This is a genomic window from Rhodococcus sp. HM1, from assembly GCF_023218075.1.
In the GTDB taxonomy this organism is placed as follows: domain Bacteria; phylum Actinomycetota; class Actinomycetes; order Mycobacteriales; family Mycobacteriaceae; genus Rhodococcus.
Genome location: NZ_JALPTB010000076.1, coordinates 1 through 26,138 on the forward strand (window position 1 = coordinate 1; position 26,138 = coordinate 26,138).

General features: G+C 69.3%; 27 protein-coding genes and 1 pseudogene. 23 read left to right on the forward strand and 5 right to left on the reverse strand.

Annotated features, from left to right (window positions below; genetic code table 11):
- From M1M07_RS27350 to M1M07_RS27365, 4 genes are all read left to right on the forward strand, one after another.
- On the forward strand, positions 1-310 hold a 310-nt coding region (locus M1M07_RS27350; RefSeq protein WP_248676198.1), incomplete at its 5' end, for a ubiquinol-cytochrome c reductase iron-sulfur subunit.
- Positions 311-368: 58 nt separating this feature from the next.
- Positions 369-821, forward strand: a complete 453-nt coding sequence (locus M1M07_RS27355; RefSeq protein WP_248676199.1) for a ubiquinol-cytochrome c reductase iron-sulfur subunit — start codon at positions 369-371, stop codon at positions 819-821.
- 39 nt (positions 822-860) lie between these two features.
- Complete coding sequence (locus M1M07_RS27360; protein WP_248676200.1) at positions 861-1,229, forward strand: DUF202 domain-containing protein; 369 nt, start codon at positions 861-863, stop codon at positions 1,227-1,229.
- Positions 1,226-1,555, forward strand: coding sequence for a DUF202 domain-containing protein (locus M1M07_RS27365; protein WP_248676201.1), 330 nt, complete (start codon positions 1,226-1,228; stop codon positions 1,553-1,555). Before M1M07_RS27360 ends, M1M07_RS27365 begins: the two co-directional genes overlap by 4 nt.
- Before the next feature lie 8 nt (positions 1,556-1,563).
- Here M1M07_RS27365 and M1M07_RS27370 read toward each other — a convergent pair whose 3' ends face one another.
- On the reverse strand, positions 1,564-2,016 hold the full coding sequence (locus tag M1M07_RS27370; RefSeq protein WP_248676202.1) for a PaaI family thioesterase: 453 nt from the start codon (positions 2,014-2,016) through the stop codon (positions 1,564-1,566).
- A 24-nt stretch (positions 2,017-2,040) separates the two neighbouring features.
- Positions 2,041-3,087 (reverse strand): YeiH family protein, encoded by a 1,047-nt coding sequence (locus tag M1M07_RS27375; RefSeq protein WP_248676203.1) that lies wholly within the window; start codon positions 3,085-3,087, stop codon positions 2,041-2,043.
- Positions 3,088-3,189: 102 nt separating this feature from the next.
- On the opposite strand from M1M07_RS27375, the gene M1M07_RS27380 reads away from it, so the two are divergent.
- Complete coding sequence (locus M1M07_RS27380) at positions 3,190-4,089, forward strand: LysR family transcriptional regulator (protein ID WP_248676204.1); 900 nt, start codon at positions 3,190-3,192, stop codon at positions 4,087-4,089.
- A gap of 70 nt (positions 4,090-4,159) precedes the next feature.
- On the opposite strand, the gene M1M07_RS27385 is transcribed toward M1M07_RS27380, so the two are convergent.
- Positions 4,160-5,053 (reverse strand): DMT family transporter, encoded by an 894-nt coding sequence (locus M1M07_RS27385; RefSeq protein WP_197251447.1) that lies wholly within the window; start codon positions 5,051-5,053, stop codon positions 4,160-4,162.
- A 116-nt stretch (positions 5,054-5,169) separates the two neighbouring features.
- On the opposite strand from M1M07_RS27385, the gene M1M07_RS27390 reads away from it, so the two are divergent.
- From M1M07_RS27390 to M1M07_RS27425, 8 genes and pseudogenes are all read left to right on the forward strand, one after another.
- Positions 5,170-5,961: a TIGR03084 family metal-binding protein gene (locus M1M07_RS27390; RefSeq protein WP_248676205.1), complete on the forward strand. Its 792-nt coding sequence runs from the start codon at positions 5,170-5,172 to the stop codon at positions 5,959-5,961.
- Complete coding sequence (locus M1M07_RS27395; protein WP_248676206.1) at positions 5,958-7,673, forward strand: acyclic terpene utilization AtuA family protein; 1,716 nt, start codon at positions 5,958-5,960, stop codon at positions 7,671-7,673. The genes M1M07_RS27390 and M1M07_RS27395 overlap by 4 nt, the downstream gene beginning before the upstream one ends.
- Positions 7,670-8,818, forward strand: a complete 1,149-nt coding sequence (locus tag M1M07_RS27400; RefSeq protein WP_248676207.1) for an acyl-CoA dehydrogenase family protein — start codon at positions 7,670-7,672, stop codon at positions 8,816-8,818. The genes M1M07_RS27395 and M1M07_RS27400 overlap by 4 nt, the downstream gene beginning before the upstream one ends.
- A complete protein-coding gene (locus M1M07_RS27405) occupies positions 8,815-10,413 on the forward strand; it encodes an acyl-CoA carboxylase subunit beta (protein ID WP_197251451.1) in 1,599 nt (532 codons plus the stop codon). The genes M1M07_RS27400 and M1M07_RS27405 overlap by 4 nt, the downstream gene beginning before the upstream one ends.
- Before the next feature lie 7 nt (positions 10,414-10,420).
- Positions 10,421-12,445, forward strand: coding sequence for a biotin carboxylase N-terminal domain-containing protein (locus M1M07_RS27410; protein WP_248676208.1), 2,025 nt, complete (start codon positions 10,421-10,423; stop codon positions 12,443-12,445).
- On the forward strand, positions 12,442-13,602 hold the full coding sequence (locus M1M07_RS27415; RefSeq protein ID WP_197251453.1) for an acyl-CoA dehydrogenase family protein: 1,161 nt from the start codon (positions 12,442-12,444) through the stop codon (positions 13,600-13,602). Before M1M07_RS27410 ends, M1M07_RS27415 begins: the two co-directional genes overlap by 4 nt.
- Before the next feature lie 63 nt (positions 13,603-13,665).
- The gene (locus M1M07_RS27420; RefSeq protein WP_197251454.1) at positions 13,666-14,451 is read left to right on the forward strand and encodes an enoyl-CoA hydratase family protein; all 786 of its coding nucleotides are present in this window, start codon (positions 13,666-13,668) and stop codon (positions 14,449-14,451) included.
- A gap of 55 nt (positions 14,452-14,506) precedes the next feature.
- Positions 14,507-15,130 (forward strand): annotated as a pseudogene (locus M1M07_RS27425) (TetR/AcrR family transcriptional regulator); the annotation flags it as partial.
- Positions 15,131-15,167: 37 nt separating this feature from the next.
- Here M1M07_RS27425 and M1M07_RS27430 read toward each other — a convergent pair.
- Complete coding sequence (locus M1M07_RS27430; protein ID WP_197251455.1) at positions 15,168-15,719, reverse strand: TetR/AcrR family transcriptional regulator; 552 nt, start codon at positions 15,717-15,719, stop codon at positions 15,168-15,170.
- A gap of 158 nt (positions 15,720-15,877) precedes the next feature.
- Here M1M07_RS27430 and M1M07_RS27435 point away from each other — a divergent pair, with 158 nt between their 5' ends.
- From M1M07_RS27435 to M1M07_RS27475, 9 genes are all read left to right on the forward strand, one after another.
- Positions 15,878-16,507, forward strand: a complete 630-nt coding sequence (locus M1M07_RS27435; RefSeq protein WP_197251456.1) for a TetR/AcrR family transcriptional regulator — start codon at positions 15,878-15,880, stop codon at positions 16,505-16,507.
- A gap of 11 nt (positions 16,508-16,518) precedes the next feature.
- Entirely contained in the window at positions 16,519-17,061 is a 543-nt protein-coding gene (locus tag M1M07_RS27440; protein WP_197251457.1) for a DUF3558 domain-containing protein, read from the forward strand.
- On the forward strand, positions 17,058-17,624 hold the full coding sequence (locus M1M07_RS27445) for a DUF3558 domain-containing protein (protein WP_197251458.1): 567 nt from the start codon (positions 17,058-17,060) through the stop codon (positions 17,622-17,624). The genes M1M07_RS27440 and M1M07_RS27445 overlap by 4 nt, the downstream gene beginning before the upstream one ends.
- A gap of 322 nt (positions 17,625-17,946) precedes the next feature.
- On the forward strand, positions 17,947-18,321 hold the full coding sequence (gene rpsL / locus M1M07_RS27450) for a 30S ribosomal protein S12 (RefSeq protein WP_197251459.1): 375 nt from the start codon (positions 17,947-17,949) through the stop codon (positions 18,319-18,321).
- A complete protein-coding gene (rpsG, locus tag M1M07_RS27455; protein ID WP_068159523.1) occupies positions 18,321-18,791 on the forward strand; it encodes a 30S ribosomal protein S7 in 471 nt (156 codons plus the stop codon). Before rpsL ends, rpsG begins: the two co-directional genes overlap by 1 nt.
- Positions 18,792-18,937: 146 nt before the next feature.
- Positions 18,938-21,040, forward strand: a complete 2,103-nt coding sequence (gene fusA / locus M1M07_RS27460; protein ID WP_248676209.1) for an elongation factor G — start codon at positions 18,938-18,940, stop codon at positions 21,038-21,040.
- Between the two features lie 93 nt (positions 21,041-21,133).
- The gene (gene tuf, locus M1M07_RS27465; RefSeq protein WP_197251460.1) at positions 21,134-22,324 is read left to right on the forward strand and encodes an elongation factor Tu; all 1,191 of its coding nucleotides are present in this window, start codon (positions 21,134-21,136) and stop codon (positions 22,322-22,324) included.
- A 156-nt stretch (positions 22,325-22,480) separates the two neighbouring features.
- Positions 22,481-23,071, forward strand: coding sequence for a TetR/AcrR family transcriptional regulator (locus tag M1M07_RS27470; protein ID WP_197251461.1), 591 nt, complete (start codon positions 22,481-22,483; stop codon positions 23,069-23,071).
- 10 nt (positions 23,072-23,081) lie between these two features.
- Positions 23,082-23,846 (forward strand): maleylpyruvate isomerase family mycothiol-dependent enzyme, encoded by a 765-nt coding sequence (locus tag M1M07_RS27475; protein ID WP_231610255.1) that lies wholly within the window; start codon positions 23,082-23,084, stop codon positions 23,844-23,846.
- A gap of 25 nt (positions 23,847-23,871) precedes the next feature.
- Here the strand turns inward: M1M07_RS27475 and M1M07_RS27480 are convergent, their stop codons facing one another.
- Positions 23,872-24,891 (reverse strand): triacylglycerol lipase, encoded by a 1,020-nt coding sequence (locus M1M07_RS27480; RefSeq protein WP_197251462.1) that lies wholly within the window; start codon positions 24,889-24,891, stop codon positions 23,872-23,874.
- Between the two features lie 215 nt (positions 24,892-25,106).
- On the opposite strand from M1M07_RS27480, the gene M1M07_RS27485 reads away from it, so the two are divergent.
- Positions 25,107-26,138 (forward strand): DUF2232 domain-containing protein (locus M1M07_RS27485; RefSeq protein ID WP_248676210.1); only part of this gene is annotated, 1,032 nt, incomplete at its 3' end.

Consider the following 26,138-nt stretch of genomic DNA (forward strand, 5'->3'; position numbering starts at 1 on the left):
GACGACCGCGCCCCCCGGGCCGGACGCGGAGGTCGTCGCCGCGGTCTCGGACGTGCCCGTCGGCGGAGCCGTGATGATCGAAGGCAAGCGTCTGGTCGTGTCCCAGCCGGTCGCCGGCGACTTCCGTGCGTTCGTCGCGATCTGCACCCACTCCGGCTGCAACATCAGCGGCGTCGAAGGGGACGAAATCGTGTGTAACTGCCACGGAAGCCGTTTCCGGCTCGACGGCACGGTCGCGCAGGGCCCGGCGAAGAAGCCCCTGAAGACGCGCCCCGTCGAGGCGCGCGGCACCGATCTCGTCGTCGGCTGAACCGGGACCGTCGTCTCCGGGGCGGGAGTAGATTCCGACGCAGACGATCGGAGCGCCCATGGATCCTGAACGGTTCACCGTCGATCGCCGCACGGTGCTGATCGGCGCCGGGATCGTCGCCGCCGCGGCAACCGCAGCGTGCGGCAGCGCAGGTACCGGCAGCGGCGGCGCCACCACGACGCGAGCCGGTACCCGGACCGAGGCGTCCCGCACGTCCGCCGCACCGGTCGGGCCGCTCGTCGCGGTCGACAGTGTCCCGGTCGGCGGCGGCGTGGTGTTCCCCGTGCCGGAGATCGTGGTCACCAGGCCCACCGACGGTGAGGTCCTCGCGTTCAGCGCGGTGTGCACGCATCAGGGCTGCACGGTCGCCGACGTCAGCGGTGGCACCGTCAACTGCCCGTGTCACGGCAGCAAGTACAACCTCGACGGCACGGTCGCGCACGGGCCCGCAACCCGTTCGCTGCCGGGCAAGACCACCGAGATTCGCGACGGCCAGGTGTACGTCTCGTAGCGTGAACCGCCGCGCCCGCCGCGGCTAGTGTTCGTAGCTGTGACGACACCTCCACGGGACTGGCGACCGCGCGCGCTGCGGGAGGGCACCGACCCCGACCCGCGGTTCACCCTCGCCAACGAACGGACCTTCCTGGCGTGGATCCGTACGTCGCTGGGCATCATCGCGGCCGCGGTCGGGCTCGAGACGTTCGGGGGCGACGTGATGAGCACCGCGGTCCGCACGACGGTGTCGTGCGTGTTGCTGGTGTTCGCCGCTGTTCTGGTCATCGGCGCGCTGATCCGCTGGGTGCGCGTCGAGGAAGCCATGCGCACCGAACGCCCCCTGTCGCCGCCGTGGGCGGCGTTCCTGCTGGCCGGGATGCTGGCCGTCGCCGCCGTGGTGTTGACGGTGGCGATCCTCGGATGAGCCCGTACACCACCCACGACGATCCCGGGCTGCAACCCGAACGCACCAGCCTCGCGTGGCTGCGCACCGCCGCCGTGCTCGGCGCTGTCGCTCTCGGATTCATGCGCTTCACGCCGGGGCCGGACGTCGCGATCGTCTCGATCGGATTGCTGTGCCTGACCCCCGCGCTGTACCTACTGATTACCGCCGGTCACGGCCACCGTGCGCGGGTCCGGCGATTCGCAGCCGGGACGGTCGCGCATCACTGGTGGCGCAACCTCACCGTCACCGTCGCGGTCGCGGTGCTCGCCCTCGCGTCGGCGGTCCTGATCGCGACGAGCGGATAGGGCCTGCCCTAGCGCGAGAGGTCGATCAACCGCGCGCTGCCCTGCGCCGCCGCGCACACCTTCTCGGTTCCGTCCTCGGCGACCGCGACGATCTCGCACCGGCACAGCGCCTGCCGCTTCGTCGATTCGACGACTGCGGCCTCGGCGCGCAGCAGCACACCTTTCGCCGGCCGCAGATAGTCCACCGTGAAACCGGTCGTGACGATCGACGGGCCCAGGACCGTGCCCGCCGCGAACGTGATCGCGTTGTCCGCCGCGTACGACAACACCCCGCCGTGGACGAAACCGAACTGCTGCAGCAGTTCCGGACGGATCGGAATCTCGAGTACCGCACGCGGCGGCGCGTAGGCGCTCAGGCGCGCACCGACCAGGACACTGAACGGCTGGGCGGCCAGGACGGCGGCAGCGGCGTCGAAAGCAGCGGCGTCGAAAGCAGCGGCGTCGAAATCCTGGGTTTCCATGAACGGCAGTGTGCCCTATCCGAGCTACCCGAGCGGGTGGACCAGCACGACCCCGGCCAGCGCGATCGCCGTGACCCACACCGTCGCGAATCCGGCGAGGGCGACAGGGCGCCAACCGATCCCGCGGAGCATGTCGAGGCGCACGCCCGTGCCGAGCGCGAACATCGCGGCCGCCAGCAGCGCGACCTGCACCGAATGTGCGGTTTGCAGGACGGTCGTGGGCAGCATCCCGGTCGCGCGGAGCGCGGCGCAGGCGAGGAACCCGACGAGGAACAGCGGAACCAGCGGCGGTCTGCGGGTGTCCGCCGGTGTCTCACCGCGGCGCCGGGCCGCGATCCCGACACCCGCGGCGACCGGCGCGAGCAGCGCCACCCGCGCGAGTTTCACGGTCACCGCCACCGTCAGCGCGCCTCCCGCCGCCGTCGTGGTGTCCAGGGCACCTCCCACGGCGACGACCTGCGCGACCTCGTGGACGGCTGCACCGGCCCACATCCCGGCCTGCGTGCCGTCGAGTCCGAGACCACCCGCGAGCGCCGGCAGCAGCGGGATCATGGCGGTGCCGAACACGACGACGAGAGCGACCGTGGTCAGCAGCTCGCGGGTGCGCGCGGAGATCATGCCGTCGACGGCGGCCGCCGCGGCCGCCCCGCAGATCGAGAATCCGCACGCGATGAGCAGGCGCTGGGTCCAGCCGAGTCCGAGCCGCGCGCCGAGCCACAGGGTGCCGGCGATGCCGAGCGCGACCACCGCGACCGCGACGGCGAGAGTGCCCCATCCGAGCGCCAGGACGTCGGGGACCAGCAGTTGCAGTCCGAGCAGCGCGACACCGACGCGCAGCAGGTTCTTGGCGGCGACGGCCGTTCCGGGCGCGAGCATCCGGGTCGCCGCCGCGCCCTCGCGGCGCAGGACGGTGTTGGCCACTGCGACCCCGAGCAGGATCGCGACGAGCAGCGGGGCGACCCCGACCGCGCGGCCGAGACCGAGTGCGACTGCTGCGCCCCCTGCGCACAGCAGCAGGCCCGGGGCGGAGGCAGGCAGACGCAGCGCGGGGGCCGCGGGCACGGTGATCATGCATTCGATGATTTCGTTCGGCGGGCCTCGCGACTAGACCCCGAAACCGCATGACGACATATCGAATCGATATGAGACGGGGGTCGGACATATCATTCGGTCATGACCGAATGGCCCGACCTCACCGCGCTCGAGCTCCTCGTCGGCGTCGACGACCACGGCAGTCTCGGGGCCGCCGCGCGTGCCGCCGACATCGCGCAACCCAACGCGAGCCGGTCCCTGCGACGCCTCGAGCAGCAACTCGGCACCGGGCTGGTGCGGCGAGGACGCGCCGGATCGTCGCTCACCCCCGAGGGAACCGTCGTCGCGCACTGGGCGCGGGAAGCGCTCGACGACGTTCGCAAACTCCTCGACGCCGCGGACGCGCTGCGCGTCGAACGGCACGCCGAACTGACCGTCGCCGCCAGCATGACCGTCGCCGAACACCTCATCCCGCGATGGCTGGGCCGGTTCCGGGCGGTGCGCGACGACGTGCAGATCCAGCTGCAGGTGCACAACTCCATGCAGGTGTGCGACGCGGTCGCGGACGGTCGCGTCCACGTCGGATTCGTCGAGGGGCCCACCGTGCCGGAGGGGTTGCACAGCGTCGAGGTCGCCCGGGACCGCCTCGTCGTGGTCGTCACCCCGGACCATCCGTGGGTACGGCGCCGGCGCCCCGTGACCGTGGCGGAACTCGCCGCGACCCCGCTCGTGGTGCGGGAACAGGGCTCGGGCACCCGGCGCACCCTGGATCTCGCACTCGAGGAGTACGACCGGCCCGCCCCGCTGCTCGAGCTGGGCAGCGGCGCCGCGGTGCGCACCAGCGTCCTGAGCGGTGTCGGCCCGGCGGTGCTCAGCACCCTCGCCGTTGCCGACCACCTCGCGTCGGGAGAACTGCGGGTCGTCGAGATCGAGGGGCTGGACCTGTCCCGCACGCTGCGCGCGGTGTGGCGTCCGCCGCGCGCGCTGGCCGGCCCGGCGGGGGAGTTGGTGCGCATGATCGTGCGGACGCGGGCGTCGTGATCGCCGGCGAAACAACCGCCGACGGATAAGACAGCAGCGCGGTGCATCACCCGCGCGACCCGCACGGGGTTCATATGCGCGACCCGCGCAGTGCCCCCACCCCGGCCACGATCACCAACGCGATCCCCACCGCCGCCGGGAGGTCGACGAACTGCCCCAGCACCACCGACCCGGCCAGTGCCGCCGCCGCGGGCTCGAGGGCAATGAGAATCGCGAACACCCCCTTCGGCAGATCACGCAGCGCGCGGATCTCCAGCGAGTAGGGGATCACCGAGGACAGCATCGCCACCCCGAAGCCGGCGGCGAGAATGCCGGGGGACAGCAGTTCGGTACCGCCCGCGGCGACGCCGAACGGCAGCACGGCCACCGCCGCGACCGTCGTCGCCCCGGCGAGCGCCGCCGTTCCGGCCAGGTTCGTCGCGACGTGCGAACCCGCGACGATGTACCACGCCCACCCCGAGGCCGCGACCAGCGCGCACGCGACACCGAGCGGGTCGAGCGCCGCAGAGTCGAACCCGTTCCCGCCGACGCCGAGCAACACCACACCGGCGAGCGCGAGCAGCACCCACAGCCCGTCCCGGAGACGACGCGACAGCACGGCCGCGAGCGTCAGCGGCCCGAGGAACTCGATGGTCACGGCGACGGCGAGCGGCAGCCGCGCGATTGCCTCGTAGAAGAACGCGTTCATCACCGCCAGGCTCGCCCCGAGCGCGAGCACCCCGCGCCACTCGGCGCGCGTCCACCGCCGCGCCGCCGCGCGCGTCGTCGACCGCGCCATCGACGCCGGCCGGGCCACCGCGCACAGCACGATTGCGCCGATGACCAGGCGCAGGGTGACCGTGCCGGCCGCACCGACCCGATCGAACAGGGTGCTGGCGAACGCGGCACCGAACTGGATCGACAGCACGGATCCGAGAACCGCGGCGACGGGTACCGCGCGTCGCGCCGGCTCCGGGTATCGCATGTGGCCTCCACTGTCCGACGCTCCCTGCGAACCCTAACCAGCGGTCGCCGGCCACGCGCGACAAAAAACAATCACGAATGCTTGATTTCTGGCGGACGGCGTGTGACTCTTGTCTCATGACGGAGCTGCGCACGCTTCTGGACGACCTGCGCGCCGAGGGCGACGACCTCGATGCCCTGGTCGCGGACCTTCCCGCCGACGAGTGGGCCACACCGACGCCGGCCGAAGGCTGGACCGTCGCTCACCAGATCGGTCACCTGCTGTGGACCGACCGGGCGGCGCTCCTCGCGATCGGCGACCCCGACGCGTTCGTCGCGGCCGCGCAGGACGCTCTCGCCGACCCGACCGGATTCGTGGACAAGGGCGCCACCGAGCTGGCCGCCCGGCCTCCCGCGGAACTGCTCGCCGACTGGCGTGCCGCCCGCCGCGAACTCGCCGACGCCCTCGCCGCGGTCCCGGCGGGTACCAAGATCCTCTGGTACGGCCCGCCGATGGGCGCCGCATCGATGGCGACGGCCCGGCTCATGGAGACCTGGGCGCACGGCGGCGACGTCGCCGACGCACTCGGCGTCACCCGGACTCCCACCGCGCGGCTGCGCCACGTCGCGCACCTCGGCGTCCGCACCCGCGACTTCGCATTCGTCGTGCACGACCGCACCCCGCCCGCCGAGCCGTTCCGGGTGCAACTCGACGCCCCCGACGGCACCGTCTGGGAATGGGGACCGGCGGACGCCGCCCAGTCCGTCACCGGACCGGTCCTCGATTTCTGCCGTCTCGTCACCCAGCGCGTGCACCGCGGCGACACCGCGCTCGTCGCCACCGGACCCGACGCCGACGCCTGGCTCGACCTGGCCCAGGCGTTCGCGGGCCCGCCCGGCGCCGGCCGCGACAGCCGGGCGGCCCGATGAGCGCACCCGTGCGGATCGGCAACTGCTCGGGCTTCTACGGTGACCGGCTCGCGGCGATGCGAGAGATGCTCGAAGGCGGCGACCTCGACTATCTGACCGGCGACTACCTCGCCGAACTGACGATGCTGATCCTCGGCCGCGATCGGATGAAGGATCCGAATCTCGGTTACGCCAAGACATTTCTGCGTCAGGCCGAGGACTGTCTCGGTCTCGCGCTCGACAAGGGCGTCCGGATCGTCACCAACGCCGGCGGCCTGAACCCGTCGGGATTGGCGGCCGCGCTGCGCGAACTGGCCGGGCGACTCGGCGTCGATGCGACCGTCGCGCACGTCGAGGGCGACGACCTCATCGGCCGGGTCGGCGAACTCGGGTTCGCGACCGATCCGCCACCGCTGACCGCCAACGCCTACCTCGGGGCATGGGGAATCGTCCGGTGCCTCGAGGCCGGTGCCGACATCGTCGTCACCGGGCGCGTCACCGACGCCTCCGTCATCGTCGGGCCTGCGGCCGCGCACTTCGGTTGGGCCCGAGACGATTTCGATGCACTCGCCGGAGCCGTCGTCGCCGGGCACGTGATCGAGTGCGGCACCCAGGCCACCGGCGGCAACTACGCGTTCTTCACCGAGATCGACGACCTGGACCGCCCCGGCTTCCCGATCGCCGAGATCGCCGCCGACGGCTCGTCGACCATCACCAAACATCCTGGCACCGGGGGAGCGGTCACCGTCGGTACCGTCACCGCGCAACTGCTCTACGAGGTGACCGGCGGTCGCTACGCCGGACCCGACGTCACCGCGCGGCTCGACACCGCGCAGCTCACCCCGGACGGACCCGACCGGGTCCGCATCAGCGGGGTGCGCGGTGAAGCGCCGCCGCCGACGCTCAAGGTCTGCCTCAACTCGCTCGCCGGGTTCCGCAACGAAGCGGTGTTCGTGCTCACCGGACTCGACATCGAGGCCAAGGCCGCGCTCACCCGGCGGCAGGTCGAGGCGAACCTGACCGTCCGGCCCGCCGAACTCGACTGGACCCTGGCCCGCACCGACCACCCCGACGCCGACACCGAGGAAGCCGCGAGCGCTCTGCTGCGCTGCACCGCCCGCGACCGCGACCCGAACGTGGTGGGACGCGCATTCTCTTCCGTGGCAGTCGAATTCGCGCTCGCGAGCTATCCCGGCTTCTCGCTCACCGCGCCGCCGGGAAACGGCGCGCCCTACGGCGTGTACACCGCCGCCTACGTCGACGCCGGTCTGGTCCCGCACACCGCGGTGCTGCCGGACGGAACCGCGGTCGCGATCGAACCGGTGACGCCCACCTGCCCGCTCGAACCGCTGCCCGAACCGGACCTGCCGCATCCGCTGCCGCCGGGACCCGTCCGCCGCGTCCCGCTCGGCACCGTCGCCGGGGCCCGCAGCGGCGACAAGGGCGGCGACGCCAACATCGGCGTGTGGGTCCGCACCGACGATCAGTGGCGGTGGCTCGTCCACGTCCTCACCGTCGACGCCGTGAAGGAACTGCTGCCCGAGACGTGGCCGCTCACCGTGACCCGGTACGTGCTGCCGCACCTGCGAGCGGTGAACTTCGTCGTCGAAGGCATCCTCGGGCGCGGTGTCGCCTCCGGGGCCCGATTCGATCCGCAGGCCAAGGGCCTCGGCGAATGGCTGCGCGCCCGGTACATCGACATTCCCGAATCCCTGCTGGAGGCCACCGCGTGAGCATCTGGACCACCCCTGAACGCACCGCTCTGCGCGAGACCGTGACCGGCTTCGTGCAACGCGAGATCCTGCCGCACCTCGCGGACTGGGAACGCGACGGTGAACTGCCCCGCGACCTGCACAAGAAGGCCGCCGCGTCGGGGCTGCTCGGCGCCGGCTTCCCCGAATCGGTCGGGGGGTCCGGCGGCGACGCGGCCGACACCCTGACGATCTGCGAGGCGTTCCACGAGGCCGGCGCCTCCGGCGGTGCGTTCGCGTCGCTGTTCACCTGCGGCATCGCGGTGCCGCACCTGATCGCGGCGGGCGATCCCGACCAGATCCGCAGGTGGGTCGCGCCGACGCTCGCAGGAGACTTGATCGGTTCGCTCGCGATCACCGAACCCGGAGGCGGCTCCGACGTCGGGCACCTGACGACCCGGGCCGTCCGCGACGGCGATCACTACATCGTCAACGGTGCCAAGACGTACATCACCTCCGGATGCCGCGCCGACTTCGTCGTCACCGCCGTGCGCACCGGCGGTGACGGAGCGGGTGGGGTGTCCCTGCTCGTGATCGAAAAGGGCACACCGGGATTCACGGTGTCCCGTAAGCTCGACAAGATGGGCTGGCGCGCCTCCGACACCGCCGAACTGTCCTACGTGGACGTGCGGGTCCCCGCCGCGAACCTGGTCGGCCCCGAGAACACCGGATTCGGGCAGATCGCCATGGCCTTCGTCGCCGAACGCATCGCCCTGGCCGCGCAGGCCTATTCCGGTGCCCAGCGCTGCCTCGATCTGACGGTCGCGTGGTGCCGCGACCGTGAAACCTTCGGCCGTCCCCTCATCACCCGCCAGTCCGTGCAACGCACCCTCGCCGAGATGGCCCGCCGCATCGACGTCGCCCGCGTCTACGCGCGGCGCGTCGTCGAACGCTCCCTGGAGGGCGACGGCGACCTCATCGCCGAAGTGTGCTTCGCCAAGAACACCGCCGTCGAGGCGGGCGAATGGGTCGCGAACCAGGCCGTCCAGCTGTTCGGCGGGCTCGGCTACATGGCCGAATCCGAGGTCGAACGCCAGTACCGGGACATGCGCATCCTCGGCATCGGCGGCGGCACCTCCGAGATCCTCACCGAGCTCGCCGCGAAACGATTGGGGTACACCGGATGAGCGTGCTGACCACCCGGATCGACCCGGCATCGGCGGAGTATCGCGCGGCCTCGGAGGCGATGACCGCCAAACTCGCCGAACTCGACGCCGAGCACGCGAAGGCCCTCGCCGGCGGCGGCGAGAAGTACGTCGCGCGGCACCGCGCGCGGGGCAAGCTGCTGCCGCGTGAACGCATCGAAATGCTGATCGACCCCGACTCGCCGTTCCTGGAGCTGTCCCCGCTGGCCGCGTGGGGCACCGAGTTCCCGGTCGGGGGGAGTATCGTCACCGGGATCGGCGTCGTCGAGGGCGTCGAATGCATGATCACCGCCAACGATCCCACCGTCCGCGGCGGCACCAGCAATCCGTGGACTCTGCGTAAGAGTCTGCGCGCCAACGACATCGCTCTGCAGAACCGGCTGCCCGTGATCTCGCTCGTCGAGTCCGGCGGCGCCGACCTGCCCACCCAGAAGGAGGTGTTCATCCCGGGCGGGCGGTTGTTCCGCGACCTCACGCGCCTGTCCGCGGCCGGGATTCCCACCATCGCGTTGGTCTTCGGGAACTCCACCGCCGGTGGCGCCTACATGCCGGGGATGTCCGACCACGTCGTGATGATCGAGAAGCGGTCCAAGGTGTTCCTCGCCGGCCCTCCGCTGGTGAAGATGGCCACCGGTGAGGAGTCCGACGACGAGTCCCTCGGTGGTGCCGAAATGCACGCGCGCACTTCCGGTCTCGCGGATCATCTCGCCGTCGACGAATACGACGCGCTGCGCATCGGGCGCAACATCGTCCGGCGGCTGAACTGGCGCAAGCAGGGTCCGGCTCCGCGCCCCGGCGTCCGCGAACCACGCCACGATCCGGAGGAACTCCTCGGGATCGTGCCGGAGGATCTGCGCAAGCCGTTCGACCCGCGCGAGGTGATCGCCCGCTTCGTCGACGACTCCGACTTCGACGAGTTCAAACCGCTGTACGGCTCGTCGCTGGTGACCGGCTGGGCGCAGGTGCACGGATTCCCGGTCGGGATCCTCGCCAACGCGCGCGGGGTGCTGTTCAACGAGGAATCGCAGAAGGCCGCGCAGTTCATCCAGCTCGCGAACCGTGCGGACACGCCACTGTTGTTCCTGCACAACACCACCGGCTACATGGTGGGCCGGGAATACGAGGAACGCGGCATGATCAAGCACGGCGCGATGATGATCAACGCGGTCTCCAACTCGACGGTCCCGCACATCTCCATCCTGATCGGCGCCTCCTACGGCGCAGGGCACTACGGGATGTGCGGGCGCGCGTACGATCCGCGGTTCCTGTTCGCGTGGCCCAGCGCGAAATCCGCCGTGATGGGCGGGGCGCAGCTCGCCGGTGTCGTCTCGATCGTGGGTCGTGCCGCTGCCGAAGCGCGTGGCCAGGCGTTCGACGAGGCCGCCGATGAGGCGATGCGGGCCGCGATCGAGCAGCAGATCGAAGCCGAATCGCTTCCGATGTTCCTGTCCGGGCGTCTCTACGACGACGGCGTCATCGACCCCCGGGACACCCGAACCGTGGTGGGGATGTGCCTGTCGGCGATCGCCACCGCCCCGATCGAAGGCGCCGACGGTTTCGGCGTCTTCCGGATGTGAGGCCGCGATGACAGTGTCCCGTGTGCTCGTGGCCAACCGCGGCGAGATCGCCCGCCGGGTCTTCGCGACCTGCCGCCGCACCGGCCTCGCGAGCGTCGCGGTGTTCTCGGACGCCGACGCCCGCAGCCCGCACGTCGATGATGCCGACGTCGCCGTGCGCCTGCCGGGGCACGCCCCGGCCGACACCTACCTGCGCGGCGACCGGATCGTCGAGGCCGCGATCGCCGCCGGCGCCGACGCCGTGCATCCCGGATACGGATTCCTCTCGGAGAACGCCGGATTCGCCCGGAGTGTGCAGGACGCGGGACTCACGTGGGTCGGGCCGCCGCCGGCGTCGATCGAGCAGATGGGATCGAAGGTCGAGGCCAAGAAGCTCATGGCCGCAGCCGGGGTGCCGGTCCTCGCCGAACTCGATCCGGCCGCCGTCACCGCCGCCGACCTGCCCGTGCTCGTCAAGGCATCCGCCGGAGGCGGCGGACGCGGCATGCGGGTGGTGCGCGACCTCGCGGACCTCGACGGTCAACTGGCCGCGGCCCGCCGCGAGGCTCAGGCCGCGTTCGGCGACCCCACCGTGTTCTGCGAGCGCTATCTCGAGACCGGCCGGCACATCGAGGTGCAGGTCCTCGCCGACCGCTACGGCACCGTGTGGGCGGTCGGCGAGCGCGAATGCTCCATCCAGCGGCGGCACCAGAAGGTCGTCGAGGAAGCGCCTTCGCCGCTCGTCGAGGCCGTGCCCGGGATGCGGGAGCGTCTGTTCGAGGCGGCGCGGCTCGCGGCGACCGCCATCGGCTACGAGGGTGCCGGGACCGTCGAATTCCTCGCCACGGGAACCGGAGCGGACGGGCAGGCGGGCGAGTTCTACTTCCTGGAGATGAACACGCGCCTGCAGGTCGAGCACCCGGTCACCGAATGCACCACCGGCCTCGATCTCGTGGACCTGCAGCTCCACATCGCAGCGGGAGGCCGGCTGGATCCCGAACCGCCTGCGGTCCGAGGTCATTCGATCGAGGTGCGGCTCTATGCGGAGGATCCGGCGCGCGACTGGCAGCCGCAGTCCGGCACGGTGCATCGGCTCGCGTTGCCCACGGCGCCCGCCGAATTCGCGGTGCTGCGCGAGACCGGGGTGCGACTGGACTCCGGCGTCGTCGACGGCACCGAGGTCGGGGTGCACTACGACCCGATGCTGGCCAAGGTCGTCTCCCGGGCGCCGACCCGCGCGGTCGCGGCACGGCTGCTCGCCGCCACCCTCGCCTCCGCCGAGGTGCACGGGGTGCGCACCAACCGCGACCTGCTGGTGAACGTGCTGCGGCACCCGGCGTTCCTCGCCGGTGACACCGATACCGCGTTCTTCGACACGCACGGGCTCGACGTGTTGTCGGCTCCGCTGGCGGACCGGCAGGCCGAGGCGGTCTCGGCGCTGGCCGCGGCCCTCGCCGACGCCGCGCACCGCCGCGCCACCGCGTCCGTGAACGCGGGCCTGCCCGGCGGGTGGCGGAACCTGCCGTCGCAACCGCAGGTCAAGACGTTCACCGGCGATCTCGGTGAGCACGAGGTGCGCTACCGGCTCGGCCGCACCGGGCTGGACACGGCCGGGTTCGACATCGGGTTCGAGACGGTCGTCCTTCTCGATCTCCGGCCCGACCGGGTGGTACTCGAACTGGACGGGCTGCGCCGCGAGTTCCGGGTCGCGCGCTACGCCGATGCGGTGCACGTCGAATCGGGGCTCGGACCGGTCCGGCTGCGCGAGGTCCCGCGCTTCACCGATCCGTCGACGCAGGTCGCCGCGGGGTCGCTGCTCGCACCCATGCCCGGGGCGGTGATCCGCCTCGGCGCCGAGGTCGGCGACACCGTCACCGCCGGGCAGCCGATCCTGTGGCTCGACGCGATGAAGATGGAACACACGATCACCGCCCCCACCTCGGGGGTCCTCACCGAATTGAACGTCACCGTCGGCGGGCAGGTCGCCGTCGGCGCGCTCCTGGCCGTTGTCACCGAGCCGGACGCGCACACCGTAGAAGGAGAACAGGCATGAGTGTCATCGAAACCGAGGAACAGAAGCAGCTGCGGGCCGCGGTCGCCGCGCTCGCCGAACGCTACAACTACGTCGACTACGTGCTGCCGAAGGCCCGCCGCCACGAGCCGCTGACCGAATTGTGGGACGAGGCATCGAAACTCGGCTTCCTCGGTGTGAACCTGCCGGAGGAATACGGCGGCGGTGGCGCCGGGATCTACGAACTGGCGCTCGTGCAGGAGGAACTCGCCGCGAAGGGATGCGGGCTGCTGCTGGTCGTCGTGTCGCCCGCCATCTGCGGCACCATCATCGCCAAGTACGGCACCGACGCGCAGAAGCAGCAGTGGCTACCGGGCATCGCGGACGGTTCGAAGATCATGGCGTTCGGGATCACCGAGGCCGACGCGGGATCGAACTCGCACAGGATCTCCACCGTCGCCAAGCGTGACGGTGAGGACTGGATCCTCCACGGCAGCAAGATCTTCATCTCCGGTGTCGACCAGGCCGACGCGGTGCTCGTCGTCGCCCGGACCGAGGACGCGAAGACCGGCAAGCTGCGCCCGGCCCTGTTCATCGTGCCCACGGACACCCCCGGCTTCGTCAAGACGCCCATGGAAATGGACATCATCGAACCCGACCATCAGTTCACCCTGTTCTTCGACGACGTGCGACTGCCCGCCGACGCCCTGGTCGGTGAACCGGAAGCGGCACTGATGCAGTTGTTCGCCGGGCTCAACCCCGAACGCATCCTCGGTGCGGCGATGGCGGTCGGGCTCGGCCGCTACGCCCTCGACGCGGCCGTGCGCTACGCCGGGGAACGCACCGTGTGGAAGGACCCCATCGGTGCGCACCAGGGCATCGCGCATCCGTTGGCGCAGTGCAAGATCGAACTCGAGCTCGCCAAGCTGATGATGCAGAAGGCCGCCGTCCTGTACGACAGCGGTGACGACTTCGGTGCCGCGGAAGCGGCGAACATGGCGAAGTACGCGGGCGCCGAGGCCAGTATCAAGACGCTCGACCAGGCGATCCAGACCCACGGCGGTGGCGGCCTCACCCAGGAGTACGGCCTCGCGTCGCTGCTCGGTGCCGCCCGCATCGCGCGGGTCGCTCCGGTGAGCCGGGAGATGATCCTCAACTTCGTGTCGCAGCATTCCCTGGGGCTGCCGAAGTCGTACTGAAGCCGCAGCGGGGGACCGCCGGAACAGGGAGACTTCAGTGAGGAGGTAGAGGAGGTAGTGGTGGTGGCCGATCCGGAACGATCCGAGCCGTACGTGCGGTACAAGACGTCGCGCGGCTTCGCGAGACTGACGCTCGACTCACCGCACAACCGCAACGCACTGTCGGCGCGCATGCTCGACGAATTGCGTCGCGGCCTGGACACGGCCGCGTCCGATCCCGGCGTCCGCGCCGTCGTCCTCACCCACACCGGCGGAACATTCTGTGCCGGAGCCGACCTCGGCGAGGCGGCGGACAACCCCGTCGAGGCGGCCGCGGAACGTACCCGGGAGATGACGGCGCTACTGCGGGCGTTCCTGGAACTGCCGAAACCGGTCGTCGGGGTGATCGACGGTCACGTGCGGGCCGGGGGGATGGGGCTGGTCGGCGCGTGCGACATCGTCGTCGCGGGACCGCGCTCGACCTTCGCGCTGACCGAGGTCAGACTCGGGCTCGCGGCGTCGATCATCTCCCTGACCGTGCTGCCCCGCCTGTCCCAGCGGGCTGCGGGCCGGTACTTCCTCACCGGCGAACGGTTCGGCCCGGAGGAAGCGGTCGCGATCGGCCTGGTGACGATGGAGACGGACGATCCCCACGGGACCGTGCACGAACTGCTGGCAGAACTGTCCGAGTGCTCGCCGCAGGGCCTGGCCGAGTCGAAGCGGTTGACCACGATGCGGATGCTCGCGGACTTCGACCGATACGGCGACGAGCTGGCCGCGCAGTCCGCGCGTCTGTTCGGTTCCGAGGAGGCGGTCGAAGGGGTGACGGCGTTCCTGCAGCGCCGGCGCCCGTCGTGGACGCGGATGTGAAGCGGTCGGCGCGGTGCTTTTGATCGAGCGGGCTTCCGTGAGGAACAGTGCAGGCATGAGCACAGGGCAGGGCGACGACAGCCGACGACGCGCGGAGCAGGAACGCAGCCGCGCCACCCGTACGACGATTCTCGATGCCGCTGTCGAAGTCCTGGTCGCGCACGGATATTCGCGTGCGACCACCGTACGGATCCAGCAGGCCGCCGGGGTGTCCCGCGGGCGGCTGCTGCACCACTATCCCAATCGGGACTCGCTGCTCGTCGCGGCCGTCCATCACCTGGCCGCGCGCGGGGTGCGCGACGTGGGCCGGGACCGGCAGTGGCCGGCGGAACCGGTCGAGCGGATCGCGGTGGCCGTGGACCTGATGTGGCAGCACTTCCGCCAGCCGTACTTCTGGGCGTCGATGGAACTGTGGCTGGCCGCGCGGTCGCACGAGGATCTGCGCACCGAACTGCTGCCGCTGGAACGGGCGCTCGGCGGCATGATCAAGAAACAGACGGACGGGTTCTTCGGACCGGACCTGACCGCGAATCCGCGCTACGCCGAGATCCGCGACCTCGTGTACACGAGTATGCGCGGGGTCGCGCTCGGCTACGCGATCGATCCGCGGGACGCCGAGAGCGATCCGTACCTGCGGGAATGGCGCCGGCAGTTCGAACAGGTGCTGCTCGATCGTGCCTGACGACCGGTGCTTCCGCGGCGGGCGGCGAGTACCGCTACGCCGGTGCGCGCACGGCCAGCGCGTCCGCGAACGTCTTCTTCAGCGACCACCGCAGGTGCTCGAGGTCCGGCTGCGGCGTCGACTGCTGGTATCCGTACAGGATGAACAGTCCCATCCGGGCGAAGTTCTCGGCGTCGGCGCCGGATCCGAGGAGACCGGTCGTCGCTTCCAGTACGACGTCGAATCGTTGCCGGTCGACCGTGTTCTGCACGGCCCGGACCTCGGCGTCGCTGTGTGCCCACGCCCGGATCGCGGATTCGGCGCGGTGCGGCAGCCCGCATGCGAACTCGATGAGCAGTTCGAGGCGCTGATCGGACTCGGCGACGAGCCGGGCCGCGTCCACGAGTCGCAGGGTCTGCTTGTCGAGCCAGTGCTGCAGGAACTCGGTCTTGAACTGACCCCAGCTCTGGAAATAGTTGTAGAACGAACCCGTCGTGACGGACAGGCGCCGGCAGAGAGGTGCCTGCTTGAGGCCACCGTGATCGTCCGTAGACAGAATCTCGATGGCGGCGTCGAAATAGTCTTCCCGCCTGACGAGTGTCGCCACGACGTGACCTCCCCTCTCTGGCCGTGTCGTTCCCGAGTGTACGAAAGGGCGTGCCGTATCCCCGGCGACCTGCCGCGCGGTGCCATCATGGGTCTGCTGCCGGCTCTGGGGAAGAGTGCCGAGGAACCGCACAGCACGACACACACCGGAGGGCAGCAGTGAAGCGGGAGCCCAAGCAGGACCGCAGCCGCGCCACACGCCGGCGGTTGCTCGAAGCGACGATCGACTGCCTCGCCGAACTCGGCTGGGGTGCCACCACGGTCGGTGTCGTCGCCGAACGTGCCGGTGTGTCGCGGGGCGCGACCCAGCATCATTTCCCGACCCGCGAGGACCTGATCACCGCGGCGCTCGAGTTCATGTTCGACAGCCGCATGGATCTGGTGCGCCGCGAGAGCATCGATCTGCCGTACGGTCCGGCACGCACCGAGGCGGTGGTGGCGCGGCTCGTCGAGCAGTACACCGGCAGCCTGTTCCGGGCCGCGCTGCAGGTGTGGACCGCCGCGGCCGCCGATCCGGAACTGCGGGCGCGCATCGTGCCGCTGGAGGAACACTTCGGGCGCGTCGCGCACCGCGTGGCTCTCGAGGAACTCGACGCGGACGGCTCCGATCCGGTCGTGCACCGCATGGTGCAGGCCACGCTCGATCTCGCCCGCGGTCTCGGTCTCGCGGACGTGCTCACCGACGATTCGCGGCGACGTGCCGAGATCGTGCGGAACTGGGCCGCCCAGCTCGACACCGTCATCGACGCGGCGCGGCGCCGCCGGGCGACCGAGCACTCGGCTGGGTAAGGTCAGTATCCATGCTTGCCAAGCCGGCCACGATGCTGGCCGCGGTCGCGGCCCTCGGGTTCGCCGCCACCGGGTGCGGTTCCGGCGACGACGCGCCTCCGGCCGCCGACGTGTCTCCTGCCCAGCAGGTCACCGAGCCGGGTCCGTTCTTCGGGGAGTGCAGCTCGGTCACCGACGACGAGGTGGCCGCCGCGTTCGGTCTGGGCGCGTTCGCGACGGTCACCCGCAATTCGGTCGGGTGCGAATGGGAGACGGTGGTCGGCGGGCCGAGCGTCACGTTCTCCTGGTACCGGGGCAGTCCCATTGGGCGCGAGCGCGCCGGCTCCGATCTGATAGGCCGCCCGGCCGAGGACGTCGAGATCGGCGGTCACGAGGGATTCATGGGCTCGGCGCAGAACGAGCTGGGACAGACCGTGCTGTGCGAGATCGGCCTTCAATACGGGGGCGACTTCGTCCACTGGTCCGTCACGTACGCGGACTTCACGCCCGCCGCTGACGCGTGTGCGGTCGCGCGCCGGCTCGCGGAACTGTCCGCGGAGAGGGCGGTGGAATGAGCACGCGCCGAATCACCGCGAACCGGCTGCGACGGACCGCCGCGGCGGTGCTGGCCGCCGTGGTCGCCGGGGGAGCGCTCGCCGGGTGCAGCCGCACCATCGAGGGACGCGCCGTACAGGAAGGTGCCGGCGGGGGTGGAGCCTCGGCCGAATTCACCAAGCTGCTCACCGAGTGCGATGCCGTCACCGACGAGCAGATCGCGGAGAGCGTCGGATCCGACTACGTGCTGCGCGGGTTCTTCGGCGCGATCTGCCGCTGGGACGGCGACGGGCCGAGCGGTCCGGTCAAGGTCACCTTCAACTGGTTCGAGACGGGTGCCCTCGACACCGAACGCGAGGCCGGCGAACGGCTCGGCTACGCGGTGGAGAACACCACCGTCGAGGGCCGGCGGGCGCTCCTGATGCGACGGCCCGCCGATCCGCATTCGTGCGGTGTCTCCGCGAACGCGTCGACCGTGGGGATCTTCGGCTGGTGGGTGCAGTACGTGCCCGGATCGGCGCATCCGGACCCGTGCGAAGCGGCCGCAACACTGGCCCGGCTCACTCTCAACCTGAGCAGTTGAGGCCGCGGTGCGAGGTCGGTGGGGGAGCGGCAGCTCACTTTGACCTCGTGGCTCGCCGCCGGGTATCGTTGTGGGTCGTGTCCGGCATGCCCGGGCCGATCTGTGTGCCTATGCGAGGTAGTGCCGTGCGCGCGGTCTGTAGACAACTGCAGTTTGCGAGCCCCCGGCTGCCTGTGTGGGGGTACGCGACACGCCCGACCTCGTGTGCACATGGGGGGCGGGTGCGGGGCAGCAGCTTCCTTGTCCCAACCGATGGATCCCTAATTTCAGAACAGCCGAGGCTGCTCGTGTGAGCAGCTCCAGACAACGAGAAAGCCTGTAGATGCCAACCATCAATCAGCTGGTCCGCAAGGGCCGCCGCGACAAGACCGCCAAGGTCAAGACCGCGGCCCTCAAGGGCAGCCCGCAGCGCCGTGGCGTGTGCACCCGCGTGTACACCACCACCCCGAAGAAGCCGAACTCGGCTCTCCGTAAGGTCGCGCGTGTCCGCCTGACCAGCGCTGTCGAGGTCACCGCGTACATCCCCGGTGAGGGTCACAACCTCCAGGAGCACTCGATGGTGCTCGTTCGCGGCGGTCGTGTGAAGGACCTCCCGGGTGTCCGCTACAAGATCATCCGCGGCTCGCTCGACACCCAGGGTGTCAAGAACCGCAAGCAGGCTCGCAGCCGCTACGGAGCGAAGAAGGAGAAGGGCTGATGCCACGTAAGGGTCCCGCTCCCAAGCGCCCGCTGATCGCCGATCCGGTCTACGGTTCGCCACTGGTCACCCAGCTGGTCAACAAGATCCTCCTGGACGGCAAGAAGTCCACCGCCGAGCGCATCGTCTACGAGGCACTCGAGCAGGCTCGCGAGAAGACCGGCACCGATCCGGTCGTCACCCTCAAGCGCGCGCTCGACAACGTCAAGCCCGCCCTCGAGGTCCGCAGCCGCCGCGTCGGTGGCGCCACCTACCAGGTTCCGGTCGAGGTTCGCCCGGGCCGTTCCACCACGCTGGCCCTGCGCTGGCTGGTCACCTTCGCGCGTCAGCGTCGTGAGAAGACCATGGTGGAGCGTCTGGCCAACGAGCTTCTCGACGCGAGCAACGGTCTCGGCGCGTCCGTGAAGCGCCGCGAGGACACCCACAAGATGGCTGAAGCCAACAAGGCGTTCGCGCACTACCGCTGGTGAGTCGTTGCCGGCCGGGAGGATCGGTTACCACCACCTCCCGGTCGGCTGCTCGCACATCTGTGTCGGTCCTGTGACGGCCGGCTGACAACACAAGAACACGTGGTCCGCACCCAAGGACCGACACGAGCTACGAGCGGGGTTTACCTGTGGCACAGGAAGTGCTGACCGACCTGAACAAGGTCCGCAACATCGGCATCATGGCGCACATCGATGCCGGCAAGACCACCACGACCGAGCGCATCCTCTTCTACACCGGTGTGAACTACAAGATCGGTGAGACCCACGACGGTGCTTCGACCACCGACTGGATGGAGCAGGAGAAGGAGCGTGGTATCACCATCACCTCCGCCGCTGTGACCTGCTTCTGGAACAAGAACCAGATCAACATCATCGACACCCCCGGCCACGTCGACTTCACGGTCGAGGTCGAGCGGTCCCTGCGCGTCCTCGACGGCGCGGTCGCCGTGTTCGACGGCAAGGAGGGCGTCGAGCCCCAGTCCGAGCAGGTCTGGCGCCAGGCTGCCAAGTACGACGTTCCGCGCATCTGCTTCGTCAACAAGATGGACAAGATGGGCGCGGACTTCTACTTCACCGTGCAGACGATCATCGATCGTCTCGGTGCGAAGCCGCTGGTCCTCCAGCTTCCGATCGGTGCCGAGGATGCCTTCGACGGCGTCGTCGACCTCGTCGAGATGAAGGCCATCACCTGGCGCGGCACCGTCGAGATCGGCGCCGAGCCGACGATCGAGGAGATCCCCGCCGAGCTCGCCGACAAGGCTGCCGAGTACCGCGAGAAGCTGCTCGAGACCGTCGCCGAGTCCGACGAAGAGCTCATGGAGAAGTACTTCGGCGGCGAGGAACTCACCGTCGCGGAGATCAAGGCTGCCATCCGCAAGATGACCGTCAATTCCGAGCTGTACCCGGTGCTGTGCGGCTCCGCGTTCAAGAACAAGGGTGTTCAGCCCATGCTCGACGCGGTCATCGACTACCTGCCGAGCCCGCTGGACATCGGCGAGGTTCAGGGCACCAAGCTCGGTGACGAGGAGGAGACCCTCACCCGCAAGCCGAGCAAGGACGAGCCGTTCTCGGCTCTGGCCTTCAAGATCGCTGCGCACCCGTTCTTCGGCAAGCTGACCTTCGTCCGCGTGTACTCCGGCCGGGTCGAGCCCGGTGCCCAGGTGCTCAACGCCACCAAGGGCAAGAAGGAGCGCATCGGCAAGCTGTTCCAGATGCACGCCAACAAGGAGAACCCGGTCGACGAGGCCGTCGCGGGCCACATCTACGCGATGATCGGCCTGAAGGACACCACGACCGGTGACACCCTGTGCGCGCAGGACGCCCCGATCGTCCTCGAGTCGATGACCTTCCCGGACCCGGTCATCCAGGTCTCCATCGAGCCCAAGACCAAGTCCGACCAGGAGAAGCTGGGCACCGCGATCCAGAAGCTCGCCGAAGAGGACCCGACGTTCTCCGTCGAGCTCGACGAGGAGACCGGCCAGACCGTCATCGGCGGCATGGGCGAGCTCCACCTCGACATCCTCGTCGACCGCATGCGTCGCGAGTTCAAGGTCGAGGCCAACGTCGGCAAGCCGCAGGTCGCGTACCGCGAGACCATCACCAAGCCGGTCGAGAAGCTCGAGTTCACGCACAAGAAGCAGACCGGTGGTTCCGGCCAGTTCGCGAAGGTCATCATCGCCCTGGAGCCCTTCAAGGGCGAGGACGGCGCGACCTACGAGTTCGAGAACAAGGTCACCGGTGGCCGCGTGCCGCGCGAGTACATCCCGTCCGTCGACGCCGGTGCGCAGGACGCGATGCAGTACGGCGTGCTCGCCGGCTACCCGCTGGTGAACGTCAAGGTCACGCTCCTCGACGGTGCGTACCACGACGTCGACTCGTCGGAAATGGCGTTCAAGATCGCCGGTTCGCAGGCCCTGAAGGAAGCTGCCCGCAAGGCTGCTCCGGTCATCCTCGAGCCGCTCATGGCTGTCGAGGTCACCACCCCCGAGGACTACATGGGTGAAGTGATCGGCGACCTCAACTCCCGCCGTGGCCAGATCCAGGCCATGGAGGAACGCAGTGGTGCCCGTGTCGTGAAGGCGCTGGTTCCGCTCTCGGAGATGTTCGGTTACATCGGTGACCTGCGGTCGAAGACCCAGGGCCGGGCGAACTTCTCCATGGTGTTCGATTCCTACGCAGAGGTTCCGTCGAACGTCTCGAAGGAAATCATCGCCAAGGCGACCGGCGAGTAACCTTCGGGTTATCCCCTCGGTCACCTGCACGACCAAGTAATAAAACCGCACTGCTGCATACTGCAAGCAACAACAGTCCAGGAGGACATTCCAGTGGCGAAGGCGAAGTTCGAGCGGACCAAGCCGCACGTGAACATCGGCACCATCGGTCACGTCGACCATGGCAAGACCACCACCACGGCTGCGATCACCAAGGTGCTGGCCGACAAGTACCCGGATCTCAACGAGAGCTTCGCGTTCGACCAGATCGACAAGGCTCCCGAGGAGAAGGCTCGTGGTATCACGATCAACATCTCCCACGTCGAGTACCAGACGGAGAAGCGCCACTACGCGCACGTCGACGCTCCGGGTCACGCCGACTACATCAAGAACATGATCACCGGTGCTGCCCAGATGGACGGCGCGATCCTGGTCGTGGCCGCCACCGACGGCCCGATGCCGCAGACGCGTGAGCACGTGCTGCTCGCCCGCCAGGTCGGCGTGCCCTACATCCTCGTCGCCCTGAACAAGGCCGACATGGTCGACGACGAGGAAATCCTCGAGCTCGTCGAGATGGAGGTCCGCGAGCTGCTGGCCGCCCAGGAGTTCGACGAGGAAGCTCCGGTCGTCCCGATCTCGGCTCTCAAGGCGCTCGAGGGTGACCCGAAGTGGGTCAAGTCCATCGAGGACCTGATGGACGCTGTCGACGAGTCGATCCCGGACCCGGTCCGTGAGACCGACAAGCCGTTCCTGATGCCCGTCGAGGACGTCTTCACGATCACCGGTCGTGGCACCGTCGTCACCGGCCGCATCGAGCGCGGTGTCATCAACGTGAACGAGGAAGTCGAGATCGTCGGTATCCGCCCGACCTCGACCAAGACCACGGTCACCGGCATCGAGATGTTCCGCAAGCTGCTCGACCAGGGCCAGGCCGGCGACAACGTCGGTCTGCTGGTCCGCGGCATCAAGCGCGAGGACGTCGAGCGCGGCCAGGTCGTCGTCAAGCCGGGCACCACGACTCCGCACACGGAGTTCGAGGGCCAGGCCTACATCCTCAACAAGGAAGAGGGCGGCCGCCACACGCCGTTCTTCAACAACTACCGTCCGCAGTTCTACTTCCGTACCACGGACGTGACGGGCGTTGTGACCCTTCCCGAGGGCACCGAGATGGTCATGCCGGGCGACAACACCGAGATGTCGGTCGTCCTGATCCAGCCGGTCGCTATGGACGAGGGCCTGCGCTTCGCGATCCGCGAGGGTGGCCGCACCGTCGGCGCCGGTCGCGTCACGAAGATCATCAAGTGAGCTAGTTCTCGCTGACGCCGATGGCGCTCACTCCTTCGGGAGTGGGCGCCATTTGCGCTTTCAGCGCCCGTGTCTCCTTGTGGCGGTTGGGACCGCCACAAGGAGACACGAGCACGATCCTTGACATCCGCGGCCGACGCGAGGATCGTCCTAAGTGTGTTAGGCAAACCGAATCGCGATAGGGTTGCCGAACGCCGTTCGGCAACTCGGTCCGAGATTCTCACCGCGGCCTGGGATACCGCCCGCGAGCGCGGGCTCGCGAACCTGACCCTCCGCGAGGTCGCCGACCGCGTGGGAATGCGGCCCCCCTCGCTCTACAGCCACTTCGATTCGAAGAACGCGCTCTACGACGCGATGTTCGGACAGGCGTGGAGCGAGTGCCTGGCGGTCATGACGGAATGCGTCCGGAACCTGCCCGACACACCGCGCGGTGTGCTGCGATCCCTCGCGGCCACCTTCTTCGATTTCTGCGTCGAAGATCTCGCCCGATTCCAGCTGATGAACCAGCGGATCGTCATCGACTTCGAGCCGAGCGACGAAGCGTATGCGCCGGCCGTGCAGACCCTCGATCTGTTCCGTAACACGTTGGCAGAGTTGGGGATTCGTGACCAGCAGGATGTGGATCTGTGCGTCGCGCTCACGGGTGGTCTCATCGACGCCCAGCTCGCCAACGATCCCGGTGGCGACCGGTGGCGTCGGCTCCTCGATCGGGCCGTGAACATGTTCGCCGAGAATGTAGGACTGTAAGGAGCGTCCGATGGCTGCAACGACTGCAACCGAGTCCACCACGCGGCCACGACGACCGGAGATGCAACGCGACCTCGCGATGCGCCTGGCCGCCACCGAGTACGAGCGGTTCGCCGATCTGCTGGACCGGCTGACGCCCGACGAGTGGAGACAACCGACCGAATGCCCCGGCTGGGACGTGCGCGCGATGGCCGGTCACGCCTACGGGATGACGCGGATGTCCGCGTCCCTCCTGGAGATGCGTCGCCAGCTCGCCGTCGCGAAACGGTCGCCCGGCGTCTTCATCGACGCGCTGACCGCGCATCAGGTCGAGAAATACGCGAGTCTCGACACCGCGACATTGGCGTCGGCCTACCGGGCGACGGGGGCCAAGGCGGCCCGGGCACGCGCCCGCACGCCGTCCCTCGTGCGGAAGCTGACCCTGAAACCGGCGCAGACGGTCGGTGGCGTCGAGGAATGGTGGACCGTCGGATATCTGGTCGACGTCATCGTCACACGTGACCCCTGGATGCACCGCGTGGACATCTGCCGCGCGACCGGCGAGACGATGGTCCTGACCCCCGAACACGACGGGGCGCTCGTCGCCGACGTCGTCGCCGAATGGGCAGGACGGCACGGCCGGCCGATCGATCTCACCCTGACCGGTCCGGCCGGAGGTCGCTGGCGCACCGGGTCCGGTGCACAACCAGTCGAGATGGACGCGGTCGAGTTCTGTCGCGTCCTGTCCGGTCGCGCGCCGGGAACGGGCCTTCTCGCAGTGCAGGTTCCGTTCTGATCGCTGCGCGCCCGGCCGTCGGCCGTCAGTAGCCGGCCCGCGCGGCGACCGCCTCGGTCTCCGGTGCCGGCCCGAGCGTCGGGTCCGGGCTCCAGCCGAGGATCGGCGGCACGAACACGCAGTTCAGCGGTCGCGGATCCTCCGGATCGAGTGCCTTCAGCACGAACCACGCGGCGTTCGGGTCGTTGACGATGCCGGCGTGCTCGACGAAGTCGTTGCCGCAGTGATCCTGGAGCACGATGTTCGTTGCGTTGGGGGCTTCGCGATAACCGCTGGTGTAGGGCAGGACGATCTCTTCGTAGCGGCTCATGATGTTCGTGTAGGTGACCTCGTCGGCGTACACGCCGGCCTCCTGGATGGTGTGGATCCAGTCGGAGCCGGCCAGCACCTGCGGGCAGGCGCCACACCCGAGCGCGTGCACCAGGTTCTCCATGTCCTGGCGTGCCCCGACCTGCTCGAACAACTCGAAAGACGCGGCGATCAGGAACGCGTGGCTGCCCTCGTACACGGGACCGAGGGAGATGTAGTCGTCGACCTTCTCGTTGCCGCCGAGGAACTTGACGTACCAGACGGGCATCAACGTGCCCTGCGAGTGGCCGATCAGATCCACCTTCTCCGCGCCGGTGGCGGCGAGGACCTCGTCGACGAAATCGGATAGCTGCTGTGCGCTCTCTTCCATCGGCAGCAGTCCACCGACGGCGTCGAGCGGCCACGGCAGGTCGGCATGGTTGCCGTAAGTGAGGGCGAAGACGCAGTACCCCTCGTTGGCGAGCAGGGGTGCCAGGTACGACCAGTTGTCCTGCCGGTTGAGGACGGTGCCGTGCACGAGGATCACCGGGTCGGGATGTTCCTCCGACGGCACGCAGCTCCAGTCGTTGGTGCCGGGGGCGTTGCCGCCGGGTGATCCCAATTCGCTTGCGAGACCGTCGAGGAAGGTCTTTCCCACGGGTAGGGGAGGTGCAGGTTCCTCGGCCTGTGCCGTTCCGGTTCCGAAGAGCGCGAAGATCGCCGCGAAGGTCGCGGCGGTGAGTGCGCGCAGGCGCATGTCCACCCCCCTGTCGATACGTGAATGCGCAGAAAGTTAACAGAGATTCCACATCGTCGACCAGCCCCCGGCGGTGGCCCGGTGGCCTCGTGAATCACGATGTGCCCACCGATTCGGAATTCGCCCGTGCTACAGCGTGAGCGGATTCGCACTCGCCGCGTGGATCGCCCCGGCGGGCGGTTCGGGGCCGCGGCGTGGCTGGCACACTGGGAGCGGTGCGCGCCGGAACCACGACAGCAAGGGGCCCGCTGCGGCCGTTCGAGATCGCGGCCGCGGCGGTGTTCGGAGCACTGACAGCCGTCGTCACCGTCGTCACCGGGTTCATCCCGGTCGGAGCCGCGCAGGTTCTCATCACCCTGCCGATCGCATTCCTCGCCGCAGGAAACCGGATGCGGTCCGCGATCGCAGCGACCGTCGCGGCCAGCGTCGTAGCCCTGATCGCCGGCGGCCCGTTCGGGGTCGTGATGTTGCTCGTCCTCGTCGGCGTGGGAATCCTCGTCGGATATGCCGAACGCCGCTGGGGCAGGAACGCGGGCTTCGTGGTGTTCGCCGGGTCGATCCCCATCGGGCTCGTGCTCGCGGGATTCACCGTCGGGATGCTGCTGTTGTTCGAACGGACCCGGATCCTGCTGCTCGACTCGCTCGCCGCCTCGCTGCAGGGCGCCCTGCGGGCATTCCGGGCAGCCGGTGCGGGACAGGCATTCGTCGACGCCTTCACCCGCACCGCCGATTTCCTCGTCGAGTACTGGTGGCTGTGGATCGGCGGTGCCACGGTCGTCGGCATCGTCGGCAGCGCACTGCTCAGCTTCGGGATCTTCCGCACGATCGCGCTGCGCACGCGGTGGAGCAGCCCGCCCACCGAATGGCCGGCCACGGCCCAGGCGGAACCGGCACCGCTGCCCGTGCACCTGCGGTCGGTCACCTACCGCTACCCGGGAGCCACCACCGACGCGCTCACCGACATCGATCTGACGATCACCGCCGGGGACTTCGTCGCGGTGGTCGGAGCCAACGGCTCGGGCAAGTCCACCCTCGCGCGGATCCTCGCCGGACTCGACCCGACAACCGGTCTCGTCGACCGTCCCGGCCACGTCGGTCTCGGTGCCCCGGGCGGCACGGCACTGGTCTTCCAGCACCCGGAATCCCAGATCCTCGGCCGCACGATCGCCGAGGACGTGCGCTGGGGACTCGACGATGCCGACGGCACCGTCGACGTCGACGCATTGCTCGAGAGGGTCGGGTTGGGT